The sequence below is a fragment of the Spiroplasma endosymbiont of Poecilobothrus nobilitatus genome, assembly GCF_964030655.1.
In the GTDB taxonomy this organism is placed as follows: Bacteria; Bacillota_I; Bacilli_A; order Mycoplasmatales; family Mycoplasmataceae; genus Spiroplasma.
The window spans coordinates 1047941-1073127 of the sequence record NZ_OZ034915.1; the positions used below are offsets into that span (position 1 = coordinate 1047941).

General features: G+C 25.7%; 29 protein-coding genes and 3 pseudogenes. 7 read left to right on the plus strand and 25 right to left on the minus strand.

Features of this window, described 5'->3' with window-relative positions:
• Positions 1–30: 30 nt before the first annotated feature.
• Positions 31–426, minus strand: coding sequence for an IS3 family transposase (locus tag AAHM76_RS06105; protein WP_342255766.1), 396 nt, complete (start codon positions 424–426; stop codon positions 31–33).
• Positions 427–816: 390 nt separating this feature from the next.
• Between AAHM76_RS06105 and AAHM76_RS06110 the strand changes: the two are divergent.
• Positions 817–1868, plus strand: a pseudogene (locus AAHM76_RS06110) (IS3 family transposase).
• On the opposite strand, the gene AAHM76_RS06115 reads toward AAHM76_RS06110, so the two are convergent.
• A complete protein-coding gene (locus AAHM76_RS06115; RefSeq protein ID WP_342255767.1) occupies positions 1842–2825 on the minus strand; it encodes an IS1/IS1595 family N-terminal zinc-binding domain-containing protein in 984 nt (327 codons plus the stop codon). The pseudogene AAHM76_RS06110 and the gene AAHM76_RS06115 sit on opposite strands and share 27 nt — an antisense overlap.
• 76 nt (positions 2826–2901) lie before the next feature.
• Positions 2902–3081 carry a 50S ribosomal protein L32 gene (rpmF, locus tag AAHM76_RS06120; protein ID WP_342255768.1) on the minus strand — a complete coding sequence of 60 codons (180 nt, stop codon included), beginning with the start codon at positions 3079–3081 and terminating at the stop codon, positions 2902–2904.
• A 448-nt stretch (positions 3082–3529) separates the two neighbouring features.
• Here rpmF and AAHM76_RS06125 point away from each other — a divergent pair.
• Positions 3530–4641 (plus strand): IS3 family transposase gene (locus AAHM76_RS06125; RefSeq protein ID WP_342255769.1). Its coding sequence is split into 2 segments (ribosomal slippage): positions 3530–3779 and positions 3779–4641, totalling 1113 coding nucleotides; the frame shifts between segments, so codons are not numbered across the junction.
• A 52-nt stretch (positions 4642–4693) separates the two neighbouring features.
• Here AAHM76_RS06125 and AAHM76_RS06130 read toward each other — a convergent pair.
• Positions 4694–4990, minus strand: coding sequence for a hypothetical protein (locus tag AAHM76_RS06130; RefSeq protein WP_342255770.1), 297 nt, complete (start codon positions 4988–4990; stop codon positions 4694–4696).
• A gap of 151 nt (positions 4991–5141) precedes the next feature.
• Between AAHM76_RS06130 and AAHM76_RS06135 the strand changes: the two genes are divergently transcribed.
• The gene (locus AAHM76_RS06135) at positions 5142–5984 is read left to right on the plus strand and encodes a MurR/RpiR family transcriptional regulator (RefSeq protein ID WP_342255771.1); all 843 of its coding nucleotides are present in this window, start codon (positions 5142–5144) and stop codon (positions 5982–5984) included.
• 112 nt (positions 5985–6096) lie between these two features.
• On the opposite strand, the gene pheT is transcribed toward AAHM76_RS06135, so the two are convergent.
• The 9 genes from pheT to AAHM76_RS06180 all read right to left on the minus strand — a co-directional run bounded on the left by pheT (position 6097) and on the right by AAHM76_RS06180 (position 16745).
• Positions 6097–8490, minus strand: a complete 2394-nt coding sequence (gene pheT / locus AAHM76_RS06140) for a phenylalanine--tRNA ligase subunit beta (RefSeq protein WP_342255772.1) — start codon at positions 8488–8490, stop codon at positions 6097–6099.
• A 10-nt stretch (positions 8491–8500) separates the two neighbouring features.
• Complete coding sequence (pheS, locus tag AAHM76_RS06145; RefSeq protein WP_342255773.1) at positions 8501–9538, minus strand: phenylalanine--tRNA ligase subunit alpha; 1038 nt, start codon at positions 9536–9538, stop codon at positions 8501–8503.
• Between the two features lie 306 nt (positions 9539–9844).
• Entirely contained in the window at positions 9845–13045 is a 3201-nt protein-coding gene (locus AAHM76_RS06150; protein ID WP_342255774.1) for an ABC transporter permease, read from the minus strand.
• The gene (locus AAHM76_RS06155; RefSeq protein WP_342255775.1) at positions 13005–13376 is read right to left on the minus strand and encodes an ADP-dependent NAD(P)H-hydrate dehydratase; all 372 of its coding nucleotides are present in this window, start codon (positions 13374–13376) and stop codon (positions 13005–13007) included. The genes AAHM76_RS06150 and AAHM76_RS06155 overlap by 41 nt, the downstream gene beginning before the upstream one ends.
• 4 nt (positions 13377–13380) lie before the next feature.
• Positions 13381–13836, minus strand: coding sequence for an ADP-dependent NAD(P)H-hydrate dehydratase (locus AAHM76_RS06160; RefSeq protein ID WP_342255776.1), 456 nt, complete (start codon positions 13834–13836; stop codon positions 13381–13383).
• A 23-nt stretch (positions 13837–13859) separates the two neighbouring features.
• On the minus strand, positions 13860–14321 hold the full coding sequence (locus AAHM76_RS06165) for an NAD(P)H-hydrate epimerase (RefSeq protein WP_342255777.1): 462 nt from the start codon (positions 14319–14321) through the stop codon (positions 13860–13862).
• A 27-nt stretch (positions 14322–14348) separates the two neighbouring features.
• Positions 14349–14648, minus strand: a complete 300-nt coding sequence (locus AAHM76_RS06170; protein ID WP_342255778.1) for a hypothetical protein — start codon at positions 14646–14648, stop codon at positions 14349–14351.
• Positions 14649–14697: 49 nt separating this feature from the next.
• Positions 14698–15387 (minus strand): SprT family zinc-dependent metalloprotease, encoded by a 690-nt coding sequence (locus AAHM76_RS06175; RefSeq protein ID WP_342255779.1) that lies wholly within the window; start codon positions 15385–15387, stop codon positions 14698–14700.
• Between the two features lie 35 nt (positions 15388–15422).
• Positions 15423–16745: an MFS transporter gene (locus AAHM76_RS06180; protein WP_342255780.1), complete on the minus strand. Its 1323-nt coding sequence runs from the start codon at positions 16743–16745 to the stop codon at positions 15423–15425.
• A 211-nt stretch (positions 16746–16956) separates the two neighbouring features.
• Here AAHM76_RS06180 and AAHM76_RS06185 point away from each other — a divergent pair, with 211 nt between their 5' ends.
• Complete coding sequence (locus AAHM76_RS06185; RefSeq protein WP_342255781.1) at positions 16957–17241, plus strand: transposase; 285 nt, start codon at positions 16957–16959, stop codon at positions 17239–17241.
• On the opposite strand, the pseudogene AAHM76_RS06190 reads toward AAHM76_RS06185, so the two are convergent.
• A pseudogene (locus AAHM76_RS06190) lies at positions 17203–18314 on the minus strand (IS3 family transposase). The gene AAHM76_RS06185 and the pseudogene AAHM76_RS06190 overlap by 39 nt on opposite strands.
• A gap of 443 nt (positions 18315–18757) precedes the next feature.
• On the opposite strand from AAHM76_RS06190, the gene AAHM76_RS06195 reads away from it, so the two are divergent.
• On the plus strand, positions 18758–18913 hold the full coding sequence (locus tag AAHM76_RS06195; RefSeq protein WP_342255782.1) for an IS3 family transposase: 156 nt from the start codon (positions 18758–18760) through the stop codon (positions 18911–18913).
• 133 nt (positions 18914–19046) lie between these two features.
• On the opposite strand, the gene AAHM76_RS06200 is transcribed toward AAHM76_RS06195, so the two are convergent.
• From AAHM76_RS06200 to AAHM76_RS06235, 8 genes are all read right to left on the minus strand, one after another.
• Complete coding sequence (locus AAHM76_RS06200; protein ID WP_342255783.1) at positions 19047–19343, minus strand: hypothetical protein; 297 nt, start codon at positions 19341–19343, stop codon at positions 19047–19049.
• Entirely contained in the window at positions 19336–19536 is a 201-nt protein-coding gene (locus AAHM76_RS06205) for a UPF0236 family transposase-like protein (protein WP_342255784.1), read from the minus strand. Before AAHM76_RS06205 ends, AAHM76_RS06200 begins: the two co-directional genes overlap by 8 nt.
• Positions 19537–19557: 21 nt before the next feature.
• A complete protein-coding gene (locus tag AAHM76_RS06210) occupies positions 19558–19737 on the minus strand; it encodes a hypothetical protein (protein WP_342255785.1) in 180 nt (59 codons plus the stop codon).
• A 21-nt stretch (positions 19738–19758) separates the two neighbouring features.
• Complete coding sequence (locus tag AAHM76_RS06215; RefSeq protein ID WP_342255786.1) at positions 19759–20232, minus strand: hypothetical protein; 474 nt, start codon at positions 20230–20232, stop codon at positions 19759–19761.
• A 351-nt stretch (positions 20233–20583) separates the two neighbouring features.
• Entirely contained in the window at positions 20584–20781 is a 198-nt protein-coding gene (locus AAHM76_RS06220; RefSeq protein ID WP_342255787.1) for a hypothetical protein, read from the minus strand.
• Between the two features lie 11 nt (positions 20782–20792).
• A complete protein-coding gene (locus AAHM76_RS06225; RefSeq protein ID WP_342255788.1) occupies positions 20793–21245 on the minus strand; it encodes a hypothetical protein in 453 nt (150 codons plus the stop codon).
• A gap of 296 nt (positions 21246–21541) precedes the next feature.
• The gene (locus tag AAHM76_RS06230; RefSeq protein WP_342255789.1) at positions 21542–21865 is read right to left on the minus strand and encodes a hypothetical protein; all 324 of its coding nucleotides are present in this window, start codon (positions 21863–21865) and stop codon (positions 21542–21544) included.
• A gap of 132 nt (positions 21866–21997) precedes the next feature.
• Positions 21998–22327 carry a hypothetical protein gene (locus tag AAHM76_RS06235; protein ID WP_342255790.1) on the minus strand — a complete coding sequence of 110 codons (330 nt, stop codon included), beginning with the start codon at positions 22325–22327 and terminating at the stop codon, positions 21998–22000.
• Between the two features lie 263 nt (positions 22328–22590).
• Between AAHM76_RS06235 and AAHM76_RS08635 the strand changes: the two are divergent.
• Together AAHM76_RS08635 and AAHM76_RS06240 are read left to right on the plus strand one after the other, a co-directional pair.
• Positions 22591–22647 (plus strand): annotated as a pseudogene (locus tag AAHM76_RS08635) (hypothetical protein); the annotation flags it as partial.
• Between the two features lie 102 nt (positions 22648–22749).
• Positions 22750–23406 carry a transposase gene (locus AAHM76_RS06240; RefSeq protein WP_342255791.1) on the plus strand — a complete coding sequence of 219 codons (657 nt, stop codon included), beginning with the start codon at positions 22750–22752 and terminating at the stop codon, positions 23404–23406.
• A 116-nt stretch (positions 23407–23522) separates the two neighbouring features.
• Here AAHM76_RS06240 and AAHM76_RS06245 read toward each other — a convergent pair.
• From AAHM76_RS06245 to AAHM76_RS06255, 3 genes are all read right to left on the minus strand, one after another.
• Positions 23523–24634, minus strand: a protein-coding gene (locus AAHM76_RS06245) for an IS3 family transposase (protein ID WP_342255792.1) whose coding sequence is annotated in 2 segments (ribosomal slippage) — positions 23523–24391 and positions 24391–24634 — 1113 coding nt in all. Because the reading frame shifts where the segments join, the coding sequence is not laid out codon by codon here.
• Positions 24635–24694: 60 nt separating this feature from the next.
• On the minus strand, positions 24695–24838 hold the full coding sequence (locus tag AAHM76_RS06250) for a hypothetical protein (RefSeq protein WP_342255793.1): 144 nt from the start codon (positions 24836–24838) through the stop codon (positions 24695–24697).
• Positions 24839–25017: 179 nt separating this feature from the next.
• Positions 25018–25167, minus strand: a complete 150-nt coding sequence (locus AAHM76_RS06255) for a transposase (RefSeq protein WP_342255794.1) — start codon at positions 25165–25167, stop codon at positions 25018–25020.
• Positions 25168–25187 lie beyond the last annotated feature (20 nt).

Genomic DNA, 25187 nt, shown 5'->3' on the forward strand with positions numbered 1-25187 from the left:
TTTATTCGGCCCAGCACTATAACCAATTATTTAACGATTAAACAAGTCAATTAATAAACAAATATAATGTCATTTAGCGCCAACTTGAACATATGTTAAATCACTAACAATAACTTCATTAGGTTTTTTGTTGTTAAATTGACGATTTAAAATATTATTAATTTGGTCATTATTGACTGTTGTTTTATGATTATGATATTTTAATTTGGTGTATTTAGAAACCAAATTATTTTTGATCATAAATAATCTGATTTTTTGCCGCGATAAGATGATATCTTTTCTGTTTAAAATAACTTTAATTTTGCGAGCCCCATAAATTTTGCGACTTTTATTAAAGGCACTGATAATTTCTTGTTCATAATTATTAACTTGCTTGTTAATACATTTATTAGTTTGATAATAATAAGTTGATTTTGATAAACCCAAAATCTTACATATTTTTCTTACTGAATATTTTGTTTTGTTGTTATTAATTATTGTTATTTTTTGGCCATTATCAGTGCGGCTTGCTTTAAAATGTCATTTTCCATTTTCAAGTCTTTAAGTTCTTTTCGTAAAGTTATTATTTCATTTTCTTCTAGTGTGCGATTGTCTTTTGCTTTAAATTAACCAGAATTATTATAATTTTTAACTCAACTATAAATAGTTGGTTTTGGTAAATTATATTCTTGCCCTAGATTAATACACTGGATAGGCTACAATTATTAGGACCATAATTATATAGACTTCAAAATTAGATAAAATTATTAAGAAAGAAGGAATATAAAAATTGGAAATAAAACTTCATACTCTGAAGAATTTAAAAAACAAATTGTCATGCTATATAAAAATGGTAAAAGTGTTATTAATCTAGGGCAAGAATATAATTTACCAAAACCAACTATTTATAGTTGAGTTAAAAATTATAATAATTCTGGTTAATTTAAAGCAAAAGACAATCGCACACTAGAAGAAAATGAAATAATAACTTTACGAAAAGAACTTAAAGACTTGAAAATGGAAAATGACATTTTAAAGCAAGCCGCACTGATAATGGCCAAAAAATAACAATAATTAATAACAACAAAACAAAATATTCAGTAAGAAAAATATGTAAGATTTTGGGTTTATCAAAATCAACTTATTATTATCAAACTAATAAATGTATTAACAAGCAAGTTAATAATTATGAACAAGAAATTATCAGTGCCTTTAATAAAAGTCGCAAAATTTATGGGGCTCGCAAAATTAAAGTTATTTTAAACAGAAAAGATATCATCTTATCGCGGCAAAAAATCAGATTATTTATGATCAAAAATAATTTGGTTTCTAAATACACCAAATTAAAATATCATAATCATAAAACAACAGTCAATAATGACCAAATTAATAATATTTTAAATCGTCAATTTAACAACAAAAAACCTAATGAAGTTATTGTTAGTGATTTAACATATGTTCAAGTTGGCGCTAAATGACATTATATTTGTTTATTAATTGACTTGTTTAATCGTTAAATAATTGGTTATAGTGCTGGGCCGAATAAAACAGCCGAACTGGCCCAACAAGCTTTTCATAAAATAACACGACCATTAAATCAAATAACTCTATTTCATACTAATCGTGGTAATGAGTTTAAAAATAAAATCATTGATGAAATTTTAATAAATTTTAATATTAAAAGATCATTAAGCAATAAAGGCTGCCCTTATGATAGTGCTGTGGCTGAAATAACTTACAAAACTTTTAAAACTGAATTTATTAAGGGTAAAAAATTTAAAAATTTAACACAATTAAAATACGAACTTTTTTATTTTGTGCATTGATATAACAATATTCGAATTCATGGCAGTTTAAATTATTTATCTCCAGTTACTTTTAGAAAATAAATGTCTATATAAAAAGTGTCCTAAAAAGTGTTGCCATTCCAAACCTTTATGCTGGTATTTTCATTTTCAGAGATTTAAATAATTTTGAATGTTCGTGAAACCTAAGCCATGATAATGAATTAAGGATTCTTTAAGATTTGATTGTAATTTACTAATTTTATTTAACTTCCGATAACTAGCATCAGGATTTATACTAGTTTTAGTTGCTAATAAAATAGAATTTGTTTGTTTTGATACTAATAAATATAATGGTTGCATGTCAGAAATAATAATTGAATTTTCTTTGATTAATTGTTTATTAATATTTTCAATAATTCACTGTTTTTGTAATCGTTTTGTGTTGGTTGATTTAACATAAATATTATTATTGCTGTCAACAGCCATTTTAACACAACATTTAGTGTTGGTTGAAAATGAATCAAGATGAATTTTTCTTTTATCAAATTTATCTTTAAAATTACCTTTGTGGATTTCTTTAATAAATGTTTCATCGATTTGAATTTGGCCATTTAACTTTTTAAATTTTAATTGGGTGTTTTCTAATTGTTTTGATTTCATTATTTTTTGGCGATTATATCAAGCGGTTTTCGGTGATGTTTTAATAAAGTGGGAAATCATTTTACTAGATTGGCCTAATAATGAAATTTGAATCAATAAATTTCACTGTTCATAATTTAAATGACTTAAATACGTAAAATGATCACGAAAAGCATCAAAACTAGCACGACATTTTTTGCATAAATATTTTTGTTTTCCTTCAGGATTATGACCATTTTTAACACAATAAAAAGATTGACAATTAGGACATTTAATACCTTTATCCCTAAATTTTTGATCAATTTCATTTAAGCGTTTTTGTTTTTTAATTAATTCTGCTTCTTTTTTGACTTTTTCATGAAATTCTAAAAATTGATCATCTGTTAAACTATTTATTAATTCTTCAATTATTTTTTCCATTAATTATTCACCTCTTATATTAAAAATATATTTAATTTTAGGTATATTTTATAAATATCAAGATTTTTCTACAAAATTAAAAATCAACTCTAATAACTTCTTTATCCTTATAATATCCACATTCATAGCAAACTCTATGTGGTTTAATTAATGCTCCACAATTTTTACATGCTATCAAAGTTGCTCCAACTAATTTAAAATGTGTTCGGCGTTTTCTTTTTGCCTGTTTGGAAGTTTTTCGAAATGGTACCGCCATTATTTCTCCTCCTTTGTTGTTTTAACTAATTTTTCGTGTAATTGTTCTCATCGTGAATCCGCTTGAGCCGCTTGATAGGCTGCAAATTCTTCCTCAGAAAAAACTTGCCAAGTCAAGTCAAGTTGAATCACCACTAATTATTTTATCACTATTTTTAGATAAATTAATAGGAATATTTTTTAATTTTGTAGAAAACTCTTGATGAAATAAAAAAAACATCAATATGGTAACTTTAAAAGAAAATTATATAAACTTTTAATATTGTTATTTAACTTTTTTATACGTTAAAATATAATGCCGATGATTGTTGGTTCGGGATAGTAATAAAAAAGTTGAGGTTTGTAAGTATAACAAACAAAATTAATTATGGATAGGCTCCAATTATTAGGACCATAATTATATAGACTTCAAAATTATATAAAATTATTAAGAAAGAAGGAATATAAAAATGGGAAATAAAACTTCATACTCTGAAGAATTTAAAAAACAAATTGTCATGCTATATAAAAATGGTAAAAGTGTTATTAATCTAGGACAAGAATATAATTTACCAAAACCAACTATTTATAGTTGAGTTAAAAATTATAATAATTCTGGTTCATTTAAAGCAAAAGACAATCGCACACTAGAAGAAAATGAAATAATAACTTTACGAAAAGAACTTAAAGACTTGAAAATGGAAAATGACATTTTGAAGCAAGCCGCACTGATAATGGCCAAAAAATAACAATAATTAATAACAACAAAACAAAATATTCAGTAAGAAAAATATGTAAGATTTTGGGTTTATCAAAATCAACGTATTATTATCAAACTAATAAATGTATTAACAAGCAAGTTAATAATTATGAACAAGAAATTATCAGTACCTTTAATAAAAGCCGCAAAATTTATGGGGCTCGCAAAATTAAAGTTATTTTAAACAGAAAAGATATCATCTTATCGCGGCGAAAAATCAGATTCTTTATGATCAAAAATAATTTGGTTTCTAAATACACCAAATTAAAATATCATAATCATAAAACAACAGTCAATAATGACCAAATTAATAATATTTTAAATCGTCAATTTAATAACAAAAAACCTAATGAAGTTATTGTTAGTGATTTAACATATGTTCAAGTTGGCGCTAAATGACATTATATTTGTTTATTAATTGACTTGTTTAATCGTGAAATAATTGGTTATAGTGCTGGGCCGAATAAAACAGCCGAACTGGCCCAACAAGCTTTTCATAAAATAACACGACCATTAAATCAAATAACTCTATTTCATACTGATCGTGGTAATGAGTTTAAAAATAAAATCATTGATGAAATTTTAATAACTTTTAATATTAAAAGATCATTAAGCAATAAAGGCTGCCCTTATGATAATGCTGTGGCTGAAACAACTTACAAAACTTTTAAAACTGAATTTATTAAGGGTAAAAAATTTAAAAATTTAACACAATTAAAATACGAACTTTTTGATTTTGTGCATTGATATAACAATATTCGAATTCATGGCAGTTTAAATTATTTATCTCCAGTTACTTTTAGAAAACAAATGTCTATATAAAAAGTGTCCTAAAAAGTGTTGCCATTCCAATATCAAAATTTTGCTCATTTAATTAATTAATATCACTTTTTTTATAAAATTTAAAACTATATTCATCATTTCATTCTAAATTAATTGGAACAGCAAAATGTTCTAATGTCTGAGCATCCTCAACAACAACTTCGCCAATAATTGTCGCAACAATATTAATTGCATTAAGATTTGGATGATAAGTAATTATTCCCTTAATATTAACATCTTTGATTCCTCTAATATTAACCGAATAATCTAGTAATTCTGGACTAATATTTAATGGTATATCGACACTAACCTGCGGTTGTTTAATAAAATATGTTTCTGTATAAATCATTTTGTTCCCTCATTATTGACTTTTGTTGCCAAATTTGAATAATCTTACCCTAATAAATATTTTGTTTAAATTATTCATTAATATAATATAATATAATTATACATTTATTTTTATAAAATATAAATGTGCTGTAAAAAAATGAGGAGCCAAAATGAAAATTATAACATACGAAAAAGAAAACCAATTAACTGATTTACAAATTCAATTAATTGAAAAATTAAATAATGACATTCAGAGTGTTCTAGAGTTAACTATTAACGAATTAGCAGATAGTCTTTTCATCAATACTTCTACCTTAAGTCGTTTAATTAAAAAATTGGGGTTTGAAAATTATAGTAAATTTAAAGTATGAGTTGCTGGAAAATATAATAATATCAAGGAATTTGATATTCAAGAAAATGAGACAACTCTCCATAATATTATTGATAATATTTATAAACTGCATACTTATGCCTTAGATGAAACTTATCGAAATTTAAAAGTTAATCAATTAGAAAAACTCATTGATACAATTCATGCGAGTGAACGAATTGTTATTTGGGGAATTAGTCGCCATACTTTAATTTGCGAAAATTTAAATTTACACTTAAATGTTTTAAAATATAACTCAACTTATCTTGTTAATTATTATGCCACAATTCAATTAATTGAAACTCTTAGTGAAAATGATTTATTAATTTTAATTTCAAAAAGCTTACAAGATGCTGAATATCATTTCCTAATTGAAATTGCAACAAAACGAAATGTTAAAATTATTTTATTAACGATTAATAAAGAATATAAAGGACCACCTAATTTGCAAAAACTAACCTTAGAAAATACTGAAATTCTAAATTTTTATGTCGATAATCCCCGTTATGTTTCACGGTTGATGCTAATTAATATTGTTTTTAGAATGTTAATTGCAAAATATCATCCTACTCATAATGAAGAATATCAAGATTATTATGCAGCCATTGATGAATGACATGAATATATTAAAAAAATAAAATAACTAGTGAACATCTGCTTCAAAAGATGTTCTTTTTATATGAAAAATAAGCCAATTTCTAATTAAAAGGATTAAGTTTTATTACCTTAATCCTCAAATACATAAATGTTTTTTTCTAGCGAATTTGTAATTGTAATTTCTTCAAATTCATTTTAATTTGTTCAAATTGTTGGTTAATATCTGTTTCAGTTAACTGTTTTGCCATATCATTAAATGTAAAACTAATTGTTAAAGCAACATGATTAGGCATTTCTTTATGATCAAAATACTGGTCAATAACTTCTATTGCAACAACATTTTTAACTCCTGTTAAAATCTTTTTCTTAATTTGTTCGTAGGTTACTGTTACTGGTACTCAAATTGAAATGTCACGACTACTTGCACTAAATTTAGAAGGCGGTGTGAAAAATGTTTGTTTTTTATGCGGATAATTAAAAATTACCTCAAAATTAATTTCGCCAAAATAAGTTGCACTTTTTAAATCAACTTTTTTTTGATAACTAGGATGAATCACACCAATAATTGCTAATAATTGTTTTCCTAAAAAAACATGACTAGTTTGATAAGGGTGGTAAATTTTATTTTTTGGTGCTGGTTGATATGATAATTCATCAATATCAATTTGTTCACTTTGCAAATAAGCTTCCAATAAACTTTTAATATAATAATACGAATTAGAAAGACTATCGCCTGTTATTTTATTTTGGACAATTTCTGTTTGACTTGCAAATGCACCATGATAATAACTTTTCTCATTTGCATAAATTTTTTCAACAGTAAATAATTTAACATTTTTTTGATTTCGAGCATTATTATATTTGACACTGTTTAATAAACTATTTGTTAAACTTAACCGCATTACGGCATGTTCTTCCGATAATGGAGATAGTAATTGATATGGTTTTTGATAATTAAAAAAGTTAAAATGAGTAATTTCTTCTTGTTTAACTAACGCATATGTTTTTGCCTGATAAAAACCATTATTTAAAAAGAAAGTTTCAAAATTTTTAATTTTTTTTTCAGTAGGACATTTAGCTTTAACTAAATTTGGTAAGACTGGCGGTTGAGAAACAATGTTATTATAACCAAATAACCGTGCAATTTCTTCAATCAAATCAGCTTTTTGAAAAATATCGGTGCGAGTTACTGGTGGTGTCACAAATAATTGTCCGCCTTCTTCTTTAAATTGGAAAGTTAATGGTTCTAATAAATCTTTAATTTCTAATAAGGTAAAAGAATGACCGATAAATTGATTAATCTCAAGTAAAGTAATGTTAATTGGATCAACTGTTTTCTTATATTCTTTAATAAAGTTTAAAACTGATAACTCGGCTAAGAAACCATTAATTTTTAATAAATACAAATAACGTGATAATCCTAATCCCACAGTAGCATAACTAAGGGGTTTGATATAACGTTGTAAATTAATGTTACTAATACCAACTTTTCGTTGTTGTTGGCGCATTATAATATGATTTAAATGGAGTGCTAACACTGTTATTTGCGTTGTTGTAGCACTAATAGCATAAGTCGGATTAACTCGAACACCAATTAATTCAACAAATTCATTCCCATCAAGAACTACTAAATCACCTTTTTTAATATTAAAAGTTTTATTTTCATAATCATCAGTAATTTTTAAAGGGTTTTTAATTTTATTAAAATCATAAAGTAATAATGGTTGCCCTGTTTCAAGTGTTGCTTTAATTGCTAAATCGCCAAATGGGTCTGCTACATTTGATTGATATTCATTAATTTTTAACCAAATTCGATCTGATAATTTTAGCGGATTTTTTTCTGGCGTTAATTTAACATTAACACTAATTGCTGATTCAACTGTTGATGTTGCAATTACTACTTTTAATGGATTTTGATATTCTTTTAAATTTTCTGTTGATTCTAATTCTAACGGAAATAATTCACGTTTAAAATAGCCCGCTAATTCACGTGCTAATTCATAAGCACTTAAACAATCACTGCGATTTAATGTTGAATCAATCTCAAATAAATAATCAGTTAAACCAATTTTAGTTAAAACATCCTCAGCACCAATCATATCATATGAACCTTCTTTTTCATTAAAAGTTAAAATAATTTCATCTTGTTCAGCTGGGGTTAAATATTTTTCAGCAATTCCTAATTCACTTAATGAGCACATCATTCCTTCCGAAGCATATCCTTTAATTTCACGTTTTGCAATTTTTGCGCCATCTGCTAACACTGCTCCTGAACGAGCAACAACAACATATCCATTTTCCGCTGGGTTACTAGCTCCGCAAACAATTGGGTCAACTAATTCTTGTCCTGTATCAACTAGACAAAACTTTAAATGCGTATCAGTAATTTCATTAACAACTTGAATTCGACCACAAACAATATTGCTATTACGATCAAAATTATGCGTACGTTCTACTTCAAAACCTAAGATATTTAAAGCAGCAACAATATCAGTATTACTAATATCAGTAAAATCAATATATTTATTTAATCATCTTCTTGTAATAATCATTTTAAACCTCCTAATCAAATTTCTTAAATTGTTCTAAAAAGCGGATGTCATTCGTATAAAAACGACGAATATAATCAATGCCATATTTTAACATCGCAATTCGTTCAATGCCAATTCCAAAGGCAAAACCAGTTAATGTTGGATCTTGTCCACATGCTTGATAAACAAGCGGATTAATCATCCCAGACCCCATAATCTCAATTCAACCAGTTTGCTTGCAAATTGAGCAACCTTTACCTTGACAATTAACACAAGTAACATCAACTTCAACAGATGGTTCTGTAAATGGAAAAAAACTTGGCCGTAAACGGATTTGCGTTGTTTCACCAAACATCCGTTGGCAAAAGTATTGAATTGTTCATTTTAAATTAGCAAAAGTTATATTTGGAGCAACTAAAAACCCATCAACTTGCATAAATTGATGTGAATGTGTAGCATCATCATCATCACGACGATAAGTATTTCCAGTTGAAATCATTGCAATAATTTCATTTTTACTTTTCATCTGTGAAATTGCACGGGCTGTCATATTGGTACAATGTGTTCGTAATAATGTGTTTTTAGACAAATAAAATGTATCTTGCATATCACGAGCTGGATGCCCTAATGGTAAATTTAAGCGTTGAAAATTATATTCATCATCATCAACTTCAGTTCCAAACACAATATCATATCCTAATTCTTGAAATAATTGCGAAATTTCATCAATAACTTGGTTTAATGGATGCTTTGTTGCTAATACTAAATTATATCCTGGTAATGATAAATCAATTTTTTCTTGTTCAATTATTGCAATTAATAAAGCATTTTCTAATTCGGTTTTTTTAACTTGACATAATTCAGTTAATTCCCCTTTAATTTGATTTGCTTTTTGACCAATTGTTAAACGTTCTTGATGCGTTAAATCTTTCATTTTTTTTAATAAATCATTCAACATTGATTTTTTCCCCAAATATTTTAATTGAACTGCATTAACTTCCGCCACTGTTTTTGCTGCTTTAATGCTTTTTGTTGCTTGGGTAAATAATAAGTCTAATTCTTTTTCCATTGTTTAATCCTTTCTTGCTGAAGCCTAATTAAGTTAGAAAAATCCTTGTCTATATTAAAAAAATATAAACAAGGAGCAATTTTTACGGCACTATCTTTTTTTACTAATAAATAGTCTTAATTACAGTTAACGAATCATTAATATCAATAATCCGGCTGGGATTAGCGGCTCTCATTAGGTGAATTCCTTAATATCTCACCAGTTATTTGCACCAATCATAACCTCTCTGACGATAAGCGTATTAATTACTATTCCTAAATCAACGATTTAATCTAAAATTTTATAATTTTATTATAACCTATTTTACTAAGTTAATTCATTTAGTTTTTGTTTTTTTACTAAATACATAGATAATAGTCATGATAGAACTAAAATAATACTAATAATAGTTCCAACTTTTAATGATGTTTGTCAATTTAATAGTAAATTAATAACAAATTTAAACTGTTCTAAAATAATGTTAACAGCAAAGTACCAAATTATTAAGGAAATGACATATGAAAGGAAGAAGGTAAATAAAACACCAAGAACATAATTACCAATTACAATAAAGTTTACTTGCCATGGTTTATATCCTAAGGCTCGCATTGTTAAAATAACTTGGCTAGCTTCATCAATTACCGAAGAAGTAATAACTGCTAAAATAATGAAAATAATAATTCCATTTAATATTTGTAAAATTAACAATGAATCATTTAATATTTCCAATCCTGCTGATGCTAATAATTTTTGCAAGGTAATTAATTCAACATTATTTGGGCCCGTAAAGATACTAATATCACTACCATCACTAGTTATTGTTGTCATAATTTTTCCTAAATTGTCAGTAATATCATGGTTAAAAATATTAATTGTTAAGTTTTGCAATGTAATCTTATAATCTTGTTTACCCATTAGTAAATCTTTTGGGTTAATCTTATCATAAATCATTTTTTCCTTAGAAATGACCCCATCATAAAAATCATTTGGTACTTGTTTTTCGTTAAAATCATAAAATAAAAACCGAATAGTATTAGCATTAATAAAAACATCGCTTCCTGTTGTATCGTTTTTATTAATTCCCTTTACAACAATTGATAAATTATACGGAGATCTTACATTTTTAACAGTAAATTCAAAAGTGTCATTAATTTTTAAATTATTTAATTTAGCTATTTTTTCTGAAATAATTGCAGGAATTTGTGTTCTTATTAATTGTGCTGCAAACAATTCGTTAATAACCGTTTTGTTAACAACTTCCATTTGGTAAAACTTTGTCCAAGTATTTGGTTCAATCCCTTTTAAATTAAGATCACTAATTACTGCTGTTTCACGATTGCTTGGAGTTACAGCTAAATTAAGAACTGGCAATTCTGTTTGGGGATTATAATACAATGTATTAAAACTAACAACTGTCTTAATATGTGTTTGGTCAATCAGATTACTTAAATTAACAATATTTTTTACTCAATCTAGTAAATTTCCTCCTGTTATATTTTTTATATCTTTAACAACTTGAATTAAATCAGTTAAATAAACTGACTGATAAATTGGCTGATAAAGAAAGAGTTTTTTTCATAATTCCATATCCATCGGATTATGATGAATGTCCATTGCTAATTCATTAAATTTTGTTAATGAAACAGCTTGGGTTTGTTCAACATCGCTTGTTGGTAACACTCGAAAATGATTATTATTTATTAATTTTAATTTTTCTTCTCCTGTTGGAGTTTGATGACTTGTTGCCATTGTTAATAAACTTGGAAATTGGAATCAATGATCAACATCTTTTTGATAAACATTACTAAACGAATAAACAATTTGACGAAAAATATCAGATGCATTAAATTGAATGATAAAGAGTAATGAAGAAATAAAGAAAATAAACATTACAATTATTCATTTTCAAAATCCTTTTAAAGTAAATGCTAATTGAATTCGAAACAAGAAACTTGTTTTACTAAAAATTTTTTTAATCCCAATTATTAAACCATAAAAATGCATTTTTCCAGCACCATTAATTAATACCAAACTTGGTTTTTTTAAATAACTCATTGTAAATAAAAATGATAAAGTAGTAAAAAAGATTGGGATAACTAAAAACAAAATTAGCATAAATCATCAGGAAACATAAATTAGTTTAAATGGAATTAATAATCCCGTTGTATATAATGTATTAACATATAACTGAATAGGAATACTAACACAATATCCTAAGACAATACCAAATAGCATCGTGACAAAAAACTTTGTTGAAAAAATTCATGATAATTCCGTTGTTTGATAACCAAAAGCTTTAAAAATTCCAATTTGGCGACGAGTTTTATTCATCTCTTTTTTCATCGTATAATTAATAAAAATAAAACCTAAAAATAAAAGCACCGAACCAATTGCACTATATAAAATAATTTGAATATTAATATTTTGCGTTTGCATTGCAATATAATTATTTTCATATGGAATTAAAGTTTCTGTTGGATTAATATAACCCCGCGCTAAATTTTCTTTTAAAGTTAAAATTGCATTTGTTGAATTTAATTTAATTAAAATTTTTTGACTTGGTTTTAAAGTAATATTCCCTAACTCACCACGAACATTTGCATCCTGCAATTGAGTTTGGAAACGCTCAGTTGTAAATAACACACCGTATTTACGAATATCATTGTTACTATTAATTTTTAAATTTGTCCGCTTAATAAAATTATCTAAATTATTTCCAATCCCAACAATTTTTAAATTAAATTTTGGGTTGTTTTGAATGACTGGAAAAATATCTCCAATTTTTAAATGATTTTGCTCTGCAAATAAACTACTAACAACCGCTTCGTCATCTGCTGTTAGCAACTGTCCTTGGTATAATTTCAATTGGCTAAAATTAACGGGGGCTGTCTGTTCTAGATTTTGTACTACCGCAGGAGTAATCTTTAAAGTATAATTTGAACCACTTTCTTGTTTAAAATAAATGGTTTCAAAAACACCAACAGAATATTCTGACAAAGTTTTTTTTAGTAATAAGCGTGTTACCATTTCTTTTGGTTGATTTCAATTATATTTTTTAAAATAAAAATAGCCAATCGGATTAACGCCATCAATGTTTTGCTTCATTCCTCGATATTGCGCAACTTCTGCTAACTTAGTAATAATTTGACTTGTTGAACAAATTTGCTGTAATTCTGTACTTGCAATAGTACCACACACACTTTTTGTTGTTTTTCACCAACTGCTGTTTTCATTTAAAATTGCTTGAGGAAATCCTGTAACATTAATTTCTTGCTTATTTTTATCAATAAACTTATTATGTAAATAATAATCTTCCATAAAATTAGGTTTATAATCTTCAACGCTAAAATCATAATCTCATTGTTCAGATGTATATACTAAATCATTATATTTTATTTTATATTGTAAAGCACCTGATAAAATTCCGGCAATTGTTGCAATAATAATGATAATAAAAAGAATTAAACCTCCGGCTTCAATTCAATTTTTAAAATATGATTTTAAATAACTTTTTAAAATTTGGCGCATTATTATTCTCCATCTTTCATTTTAATCAATTTATAACAAATTCAAAAGTTATCGAAATAACCAAAATAACTATTTTTTTGAAATTAATAGAATCTTCACTTCCAATAAGTTCTGCTAAAACAAAACCAATTTGGTCAATAATGTCTGTTGGTAAAACTGGTTTTTTGTATTGTGAAATTTCATCACCAGCTAACCCGTGTAAATAAGTTCTAACAATTGCTGCTTCAAATAATTCATAACCCCGACCAACTAAACTAGCAATTAAACCAGTTAGCGTGTCACCCATGCCAGCAACAGCCATATATGGATTACCGGTGCCGTTAATATACACGCGATTACCATCCGCAATAATTGATTGATATCCTTTTTAAAACAACAATAATTTTATACTTATTAGCAAATTCTTTTGCAATATTAATTCGATTACTTAAAATTTCCGGCACACTTTTATTAATTAAGCGTGAGAATTCCAATGCATAGGGTGTTAAAATTGCTCGTCCACGTAATTTACGTAATAACGGGACGTCTAGAACATTAATTCCATCAGCATCAACAACAATTGATCCTTTATAATTATCTAAAATATAATTTAAAGTATTATATGCCCGTTCTGTTTTTCCTTTTTCCATTCCATAGGCAACTACATTAACTTTGTTTGTTAATAAATCTAAAATTCGGGCTCGATCAGAAGCATCACAAAACGTGATTTCAGGAGCGGTATTATTGGTTTTTCCTAATAATTCTGGTGACAATGTTCAAATTACTAATCCAATTCCAATATTTAATGCCATATTAGCAACTAAAGTCCCAGCATTTAATATTCTAAACTTGAAGCAAAAATAAGTAAATTTCCATAAATTCCTTTGTGTGAAATTAGTGAACGGGAATGTAATTGAACACTATCCGTATAAAATAAGTTGTTATCAATTAATTTTGCGCAAATCCTATTAATTTCTTGCTGACGAAACCCCAATTGTCATACAACAACTTTTCCTAAGCAAGGAACAATATCATAATTAATAAAAGCTGATTTATAAGTAAAAAAAGTGACAGTTTTATTGGCCTTAATTGCAATTGTTGGAATTGTTGCACTATCATTTTCAATTACACTTGGAATATCACATGCTAAAACATATTTTTGACTTTCATTAACTTTTTTAATAATTTCAGCAATGGCAGGTGGCATTTTTCCATGATAACCAATACCAAAAATGCAATCAATAATAATATCAGTTCATAAAATTACTGCCTCAATATTATCATCAAGAAAGGTCATTGTTACATTCCACAACTTTTTAACTAATTAATAATAATATGCCACTTCTGGGGTTTTAGCAGTATCAAAGGTTTTTTTATAAGTGCAAATATGAATATGAATCTTTTTTGTTCCATCATAATCACTAATTAATTTTGCTAAACAAAAACCATCCCCACCATCATTACCAACGTTAGCTAAAATTAAAAAACTATGAACTGCTAAATTCAAATAATGAAATAAACCTTCGGCTGCTTTTGCCATTAATTTAACTTCTGAAATATCAAATTGATTAAAAATAAAATTTTCAAGATTTTTAGTGTCTTGTTGATTACTAATATAAAGCATATTTCTTAACTCCTTACTTATATTATGTTAAATTAAAAAGAAAACCATATTAGATTCCTGGTTTTTTTAAAATTTCAACTTTTTCACGATAATTTGGCGTATATTTTTCAACATGATATCAAAACGCCTTAGAATGATTATTATGAACTAAATGTGATAATTCATGAATAATTACATATTCCAATACTGTCGGATCAAAATGAATTAACTTTGTATTTAAAACAATTTTTTCCGTTTGTGGATAACACACACCTCATTTACGAACCATTACTTTAATTGTTAAATTTTTATAAGATAAATTCATTATTGTTGCTCATTTATTTAATAACTGTTCAAATTTATAACTAAATTTTTGTTTTAAAAAATGGTGTAACTTTTTAACATTTTCATCATAACTACCAGCATCTTTTAATAAAAAATATTGTCGATTAATAATTTTCGTATGAATATTTTTATTGGTTAATTGCAACAGATATTTTTCATTAAAAACATAAACATAACCTGTTCCATTTGGATTAATAACAATCTTTCGATAATTATCGTGAACATTAATTACAGTAATAATTTTTTTAATATTTTTATAAATTAGAGCTTCAATTTCCCAATCATGGGCATAGCTAGGGGCCGATACTTTAATTTTGCCGTTATTAACATTCAACACAATATTATTCTGTTCTTTAATAATTAAATCATATTTAATTAAATTACCCTGATATGGTAGCACTTTTTCCAATGCCATGCTGTTCTCTCCCCCCTATCATAAATATGGATTAATTAATGATTATCATCTATTTTATCATCATTTTCATTCTCAAAATTATGGTGTAAATCCGATGATTGCAAAGAATTATTAGTTGCTGGTTTTTTTGTAATATCTTCACGGTATTTTTTTCCTGCTGTTCAAATTTTATCAATATCACCCAAAAAAACTTTACCATCATAAGAACTATCAACACGGGCATTGGGATTAATGCGTTGCTTACCACTTGGTTTTGGAACCGAACCAATTCGTTCCGCTAATTCTGTTTTTTCTAATGACATATGTTGTTTTGATTTTGGAATAATAATTGAATCATAGGCATTGAAATTTCCTTTTGAAGGCGAAGTTTCTGCACTAAAAATAGGCGCTGAATAATCACGATGTTTAATAATATCACCTTTTTTCACAAAGTCACCTTTTTGTTCAATAAGTAACCCTGCTGGTGATTCATCAACAATTCCTTCACCCTCTTTAATTGTGCGTAAATATTGGCATTCTGCACCAACACGAATTGTTGGCTTTGAATTATCAGAATTATTATCTTCTTCCTCTGGAACAAGATGTGCTTCACCTCGCTCATGCAAAAGAGCATTCCGAGCCATCTTTGCTTTCAATAATGCCATCTTTGCTTTTAAATCATTTGTTGTTGAAACTGATTTGTTGTTAATAGGAGTTTTTGTTTCTTCAATAGGAGTAAGTTCAGCTTGATTGACCATTTCTTTTTGTGGCGTTAACCCACGAGCACCAATTTTACCAGTTTCAAAATTAATCGCTGTTAAACGATTTTTTTGATCTTGCGTTAATGATTTTGCTTTTCGTGTTGTATGATAATAAGTTATTTCAAATCAACTACCAAAGAAGGTTAAGGATGGCCCAATAAATAGTAAAATAAAACCTGAATTAATTGGTAAATTTAACTTAAAAATATTTAAACCAGTTTTAGCACTTATTGGTTGGCCAGCAAGCACAACAGCCATTGTTAATAAAATGCAAGATATTAATCCAATAACAAAAGCTCCACTTATGCCAAAAATTTTATAACCATTATTTTTTGATAAATAATTTGGAATTAAATACAGCAATACTAAAAAACTAGAAATTCCAATTAAAATACCCCCAACTAATTCTGGTTTTGCAATCACATTATGATATACTGTCATATTTGAAAACTGTAAAACTAAAAGAGCAATATCTTGTAATAGCATGTATGCAGCATTATAAAGGAACATTTGATTATTAATTTTATTTGCTAGCATAATTAATATTCCGAACAGTAACGCACTAAAAATTCCGCCAATTGTTAAGAAAGTTAATGACACTCTACCTAATTTCTCCATTTTTTTCGCCTACCTTTTAATCATAACAAACCATACATATATTATTAGGTATATATACAATTATACCCTATTTCTATTAAAACCAATAATAAAATGTAAAAATCGTTTGTTATTTACCATTTTAATTAAAACAATTGGATGGGTTAAGATAAATTGGACAACAATAATGTAGAGTAAATATTTATAATTAAACTACAATGGAGGTGTAATTATGGCAAAGAATCATTATACTGATGAATTTAAGCAACAAATTGTTGGTCTTTACAAAATGGGTCAAACTCCTGAACAATTAGTCAATGATTATCAAATTGGTAAATCTACTGTTTGTAAATGAGCTCACCAATTTAGCAACTCGGGCTCATTTAAAGCAAAAGACAATCGCACACTAGAAGAAAATGAAATAATTCAATTACGTAAAAAAGTTAAACTGGAATGGCAACACTTTTTAGGACACTTTTTATATAGACATTTGTTTTCTAAAAGTAACTGGAGATAAATAATTTAAACTGCCATGAATTCGAATATTGTTATATCAATGCACAAAATCAAAAAGTTCTTATTTTAATTGTGTTAAATTTTTAAATTTTTTACCCTTAATAAATTCATTTTTAAAAGTTTTGTAAGTTGTTTCAGCCACAGCATTATTATAAGGGCAGCCTTTATTGCTTAATGATCTTTTAATATTAAAAGTTATTAAAATTTCATCAATGATTTTATTTTTAAACTCATTACCACGATCAGTATGAAATAGAGTTATTTGATTTAATGGTCGTGTTATTTTATGAAAAGCTTGTTGGACCATTTCGGCTGTTTTATTCGGCCCAGCACTATAACCAATTATTTCACGATTAAACAAGTCAATTAATAAACAAATATAATGTCATTTAGCGCCAACTTGAACATATGTTAAATCACTAACAATAACTTCATTAGGTTTTTTGTTGTTAAATTGACGATTTAAAATATTATTAATTTGGTCATTATTGACTGTTGTTTTATGATTATGATATTTTAATTTGGTGTATTTAGAAACCAAATTATTTTTGATCATAAAGAATCTGATTTTTCGCCGCGATAAGATGATATCTTTTCTGTTTAAAATAACTTTAATTTTGCGAGCCCCATAAATTTTGCGACTTTTATTAAAAGCACTGATAATTTCTTGTTCATAATTATTAACTTGCTTGTTAATACATTTATTAGTTTGATAATAATACGTTGATTTTGATAAACCCAAAATCTTACATATTTTTCTTACTGAATATTTTGTTTTGTTGTTATTAATTATTGTTATTTTTTGGACATTATCAGTGCGGCTTGCTTTAAAATGTCATTTTCCATTTTCAAGTCTTTAAGTTCTTTTCGTAAAGTTATTATTTCATTTTCTTCTAGTGTGCGATTGTCTTTTTCTTTAAATGAACCAGAATTATTATAATTTTTAACTCAACTATAAATAGTTGGTTTTGGTAAATTATATTCTTGTCCTAGATTAATAACACTTTTACCATTTTTATATAGCATGACAATTTGTTTTTTAAATTCTTCAGAGTATGAAGTTTTATTTCCCATTTTTATATTCCTTCTTTCTTAATAATTTTATATAATTTTGAAGTCTATATAATTATGGTCCTAATAATTGGAGCCTATCCATTCACAACTGATGTTACATATAAATATAACAATTTGTTAAATCAAGATTTTGATAGTTATATAAACTACATGAAGTTGTTGTCAGTGATTTAACCTATGTTTTTATTAGTAACAAATGATATTATGTCTGTTTCTTAGTTGATTTATTTAATCGATAAATTATTGGTTATGATGTTAGTTTACACAAAAATGCCAAATTAGTTGAAAGCAGCTTTAATAAACTTCAATTTTCATTAAGCAATATTAAAATATTTCACACTGATCAAGGCAGTGAATTCAATAATAATCTTATTTATAACCTGTTAGTTAAAAATGGGATTCAAAAATCTTACAGTAAACCAGGTTGTCCTTATTATAATGCTGTGGCTGAAACAACTTACAAAACTTTTAAAACTGAATTTATTAAAAATAATAAATTTAAAAACGTTGAGCAGTTTAAATTAGAATTATTTTATTACATTAATTGGTACAATAATATTCGAATTCATAGCAAACTAAATTATTTAACACCAGTGTAATACAGAAATTATTATTCTACATAAAATTTGTCCAAAAAACCCTTACCATTCCAAAAAATAATCATTCAATTAATGATTTGTACACTAGATTTCTTCTAATTTCTGTATATATAATTTTTTAGCTACTCATAAATTATCTAATTGTTTCTATTACATTTATATTATTTAATTTAGCTAATTTTAAATATAGTAAGTTTTTATATGTTTTATATGCATATGCTTTTGCCCCATAACCCAAAGTTGATTTGATAAATCAAGATATATCACTTTCAGCTGAAACTCCAATATTATACTCTAATTTTTGATTTTTAATGCCTTTACTATGATTTTTAATATATCTAATTAATTCAGTTTTATGATAAGAATTAGCAATTTTTAATAATTTATCGTACTTACCATTAATAAATAAGTTATAACATTCATTATTCATTATAAATATTTATTTTTGCTTCGGTTTTTCTTCTTTTTAAAAAGGCTCTTTTTAATTCTTTAGAAAAATGAAATCGATCTAAAACATATTTTGCTTCTAAATAAGACGCTGTTTCCATAATTCAACCATCACCATCTCCACCAACAACAATTTTAATTTTTTTTGGTAAAATATAATATTTTTCTAATTCCATTAATATTCTTTGAACATAATCTTAGGTATTAATTTCTCCTGTTTTTTGTTCTTTTAATATAACAAAACCTCTTTTATTTGCTAATGTTTTTCTGTTATATTTACATTCTTTTAAATTAAAACCAGTATTAAATGTTGTAATACGACATCTAAATTTTTTAATTTGTTTTTCTTTTTTTAATGTTATAAATCCTTCATCCATAAAAATATAAAGACATGAATTTTATTCTAAATTAATCTTTTCAAATTCATTAAATAAATGGCTGCTAAAATACTCAATATCATATTTTCTAATTGTTCGTGAAATAGTCATTTTTGATAAATTTAATCAAGGAAAACAATCAATAATATCTTTTTGTCTTTTTCCTTCTGTTAATTCTAATATTTTTAGTTCTAAATATAAGGTAAGTTTTTGATATTCCTTTATTCCTAATTCCTCATCTAAAAATGATTTAGATTCTCAACAATTATCTTCATAATTTCATCTTCTATAAATTCTTCTAAGATATTTTAATTCTCCATGTACATCAACTATATTACGGATTCGTTTTTCTTTTGGTTTTCATCCTCCATCTATTAATTTACATGATTTATAAATTTCTTCATCTCTTTCCATTAAAGTTTGTGATAACGTGTTAATTGCTAAATTATGTTGGGTTGTAAAAAAATCATTAATCGAATTAACATTTAATTTCATATACAGTTACTCACTTTCTTAATTTTGGTTTTATAATTAAAATTATACCGCTAATAAAAGGAGTTTAAAAAATGGAACAATTTAGTAATATCAATGGCAAAAAACGAGTAACATAATATCAACACTTAAATAAAAAATATGATTTAAATTGGTCGTATAAATAAAATAAGGGTTTTAGACAAATAAGAAAAAAAAATACCTTTTTAATTTATTGAACTAAATAACATTTAAAAATAAAAACCCTTATTTTCTTTATACGACCAATAATTAAATAAACATTTTGGTTATCATATGTTTCATCTACAAAGTTTTTCATTTTTGCCATAAGTTTTTCTCCTTTGTGAAACAATTCTATTTATCTGCTTCGGTAAACTCTTCAATAAAATAAGAGTTTTTTTCAATATAATTTAATAAATCTTCAATTAAAAATAAAATGTCATTAATATTATCATGGTCAAATTCCTTAATTTTATTAATATTCATCATATATAATTTTTGAATTAATTCATGTCCGTCATCTTCTTGATGAAGAATTCGATAACCAAACAAACGGGCAATTCCTAATGCTGCCCCCCTAAAATATGACTTAAAAAAGGATTAATATTAGGATTCTCAAGATGTTCATCATGAAAAGTTGTTCGAATATAATTGGTTTTAGTTATTTCCGAAATAATGGTTAATAATAAATTAGCATAATCAGTAATAGCAATTATATTTTCTCCATAAGCTTGGATTTCATCATCAATTTTAACAAAAACATTCATAATTCCTTTATATAAAGGAATTAAATATTGATAACGTTCAAAAGCAATTTTTGTTCCTCATACAGCAGTCGAATAAATACTTTCAAAAACTTCTTGCGATGGGCGATATCATTTAAAACGTAAAATAATTTTAGGATCAACAGTCCCAGTTTCTTCTGCTAAAACCTTTTGGGTCAAAGCCATTGCTGTTCTATAATTTAAAGTTGCATCCTTTTTTGCTAATATTTTAATTAAATATTTTTTCTCCATAAATTTTATATCATCTTTTTTTTCAATTAATATCATTATAACATTTTTCCCTAAAAAAGTCTTATTAACAAAATAAATGGGTGAATAAAAAAGATGCGGGTTTTTATTTTTAAATGTTATTTAGTTCAATAAATTAAGGATATTTTTTTATTGTTTTTATAAAACCCGTAAAAAATTTACTCGCCCAAATAAATCACAACTTAAATTCCTTTAATACTAGACTTTTATTAATAACACCAAAGAAAAAACCCTTTTCAAAGGGTTTTTATTGTTTTACTTTAAAATCAAAGAATGAATTAATTAGTAAAAGCAAAATCACGAACACTATAACGAGTTTTACCAGTAAAATCATTAAAATTCTTTTTATAAGTAATAGTAATTGCTGTAAAGCTTTCAAGATTAAATTCATCATTTAATTTTTGTGCTAAATCATTTCATACTACACATTGCACTTCTTCACCATTATCTAAAACTCAAAATTCACATAAATCTCTTATTTGTCCATCTTTACTAGTCACTGTTTTTAATTGCGGTTGTTTTGATGCTAATAAAAACTTTTCATCGTTAATAAATTGTTCATTTTTTTTATTAAATATGTGTTGTGGTTTATTATTATACATTCTTGCTGCCCTCCTTTCTTATTCAAATGAATATCTAAAATCATACTTTAAATTTTAAAAAGAAAAAAAGGAAGATTTATTATATTGTCATATGAACAACAATATTATATCATTAAATTTTTTTTAAAGAGATTATTTTGTAAAAGATTCTCCATTTTCTTTGCCATTAATACTAATATTGTCTTTTTGCTTTTTAGTCTTTAATTTCTGAGCACATCATTTTTTAACATAATAAAGTGGATAACCACTTAACATGCCACCTAATACAAGTAAACAATTTCATAATTCTCACATATTATGGGTATTTTGTGCGTAATAATACATTGCTAAGATTAAGATTGAACCAATAAAAGTAATCAAACAAGAACTTAATGCTAAAATAACTAAGATAATAAAAAGCGGTTTTTGATATAATGGCTCATACTTTGGATCATTAATCCGTAAATAAATTAAACTAAGCATTGTAACAAATTTTAAAACACTAACTGCTAAAATAAAACTTTAATTTTGTAGAAAACTCTTGATATTTATAAAATATACCTAAAATTAGGTATATTTTTAATATAAGAGGTGAATAATTAATGGAAAAAATAATTGAAGAATTAATAAATAGTTTAACAGATGATCAATTTTTAGAATTTCATGAAAAAGTCAAAAAAGAAGCAGAATTAATTAAAAAACAAAAACGCTTAAATTAAATTGATCAAAAATTTAGGGATAAAGGTATTAAATGTCCTAATTGTCAATCTTTTTATTGTGTTAAAAATGGTCATAATCCTGAAGGAAAACAAAAATATTTATGCAAAAAATGTCGTGCTAGTTTTGATGATTTTCGTGATCATTTTACGTATTGAAGTCATTTAAATTATGAACAGTGAAATTTATTGATTCAAATTTCATTATTAGGCCAATCTAGTAAAATGATTTCCCACTTTATTAAAACATCACCGAAAACCGTTTGATATAATCGCCAAAAAATAATGAAATCAAAACAATTAGAAAACACCCAATTAAAATTTAAAACGTTAAATGGCAAAATTCAAATCGATGAAACATTTATTAAAGAAATCCACAAAGGTAATTTTAAAGATAAATTTGATAAAAGAAAAATTCATCTTGATTCATTTTCAACCAACACTAAATGTTGTATTAAAATGGCTGTTGATAGCAATAATAATATTTATGTTAAATCAACCAACACAAAACTATTACAAAAACAGTGAATTATTGAAAATATTAATAAACAATTAATCAAAGAAAATTCAATTATTATTTCTGACAGGCAACCATTATATTTATTAGTAGCAAAACAAACAAATTCTATTTTATTAGCAACTAAAACTAGTACAAATCCTGATGCTAGTTATCGGAAGTTAAATAAAATTAGTAAATTACAATCAAATCTTAAAGAATCCTTAATTCATTATCATGGCTTAGGTTTCACGAACATTCAAAATTATTTAAATCTCTGAAAATGAAAATACCAGCATAAAGGTTTAACACCAAACCAACAATCATCGGTATTATATTTTAACGTATAAAAAAGTTAAATAACAATATTAAAAGTTTATATAATTTTCTTTTAAAGTTATCATATTGATGATTTTTTTTATTTCATCAAGAGTTTTTGGAATGGCAACACTTTTTAGGACACTTTTTATATAGACATTTGTTTTCTAAAAGTAACTGGAGATAAATAATTTAAACTGCCATGAATTCGAATATTGTTATATCAATGCACAAAATCAAAAAGTTCGTATTTTAATTGTGTTAAATTTTTAAATTTTTTACCCTTAATAAATTCAGTTTTAAAAGTTTTGTAAGTTGTTTCAGCCACAGCATTATCATAAGGGCAGCCTTTATTGCTTAATGATCTTTTAATATTAAAAGTTATTAAAATTTCATCAATGATTTTATTTTTAAACTCATTACCACGATCAGTATGAAATAGAGTTATTTGATTTAATGGTCGTGTTATTTTATGAAAAGCTTGTTGGACCAGTTCGGCTGTTTTATTCGGCCCAGCACTATAACCAATTATTTCACGATTAAACAAGTCAATTAATAAACAAATATAATGTCATTTAGCGCCAACTTTAACATATGTTAAATCACTAACAATAACTTCATTAGGTTTTTTGTTGTTAAATTGACGATTTAAAATATTATTAATTTGGTCATTATTGACTGTTGTTTTATGATTATGATATTTTAATTTGGTGTATTTAGAAACCAAATTATTTTTGATCATAAAGAATCTGATTTTTCGCCGCGATAAGATGATATATTTTCTGTTTAAAATAACTTTAATTTTGCGAGCCCCATAAATTTTGCGACTTTTATTAAAGGCACTAATAATTTCTTGTTCATAATTATTAACTTGCTTGTTAATACATTTATTAGTTTGATAATAATACGTTGATTTTGATAAACCCAAAATCTTACATATTTTTCTTACTGAATATTTTGTTTTGTTGTTATTAATTATTGTTATTTTTTGGCCATTATCAGTGCGGCTTGCTTTAAAATGTCATTTTCCATTTTCAAGTCTTTAAGTTCTTTTCGTAAAGTTATTATTTCATTTTCTTCTAGTGTGCGATTATCTTTTGCTTTAAATGAACCATAATTATTATAATTTTTAACTCAACTATAAATAGTTGGTTTTGGTAAATTATATTCTTGCCCTAGATTAATAACACTTTTACCATTTTTATATAGCATGACAATTTGTTTTTTAAATTCTTCAGAGTATGAAGTTTTATTTCCCATTTTTATATTCCTTCTTTCTTAATAATTTTATCTAATTTTGAAGTATATATAATTATGGTCCTAATAATTGTGGCCTATCCAAACTGTTCCATAATTTTTACGACTTTTTAGAAAAATACTGATAACAGCATTATCAATGTTTTGAGTATTCTTGGGATTATTTGCTTTTAATTGATAGTAATATATTGATCTAGCAAATTTCAATGTTTCACATAAATTAATAATTGGATATTTTGCTTTGTTATTTTTAATGATTGCTATTTTTTGCCAATTATCAGTGTTGCTTGCTTTAAAATGTCATTTTCCATTTCTAATTGTTTAACTTTTTTACGTAATTGAATTAATTCGTTTTCTTCTGGCGTTCTATTGTCTTTAGCTTTAAATTAGCCCGAGTTGATAAATTGGTGAGCTCATTTCCAAACAGTAGATTTACCAATTTGATAATCATTGACTAATTGTTCAGGAGTTTGACCAATTTTGTAAAGACCAACAATTTGTTGCTTAAATTCATCAGTATAATTATTCTTTGCCATAATTACACCTCCATTGTAGT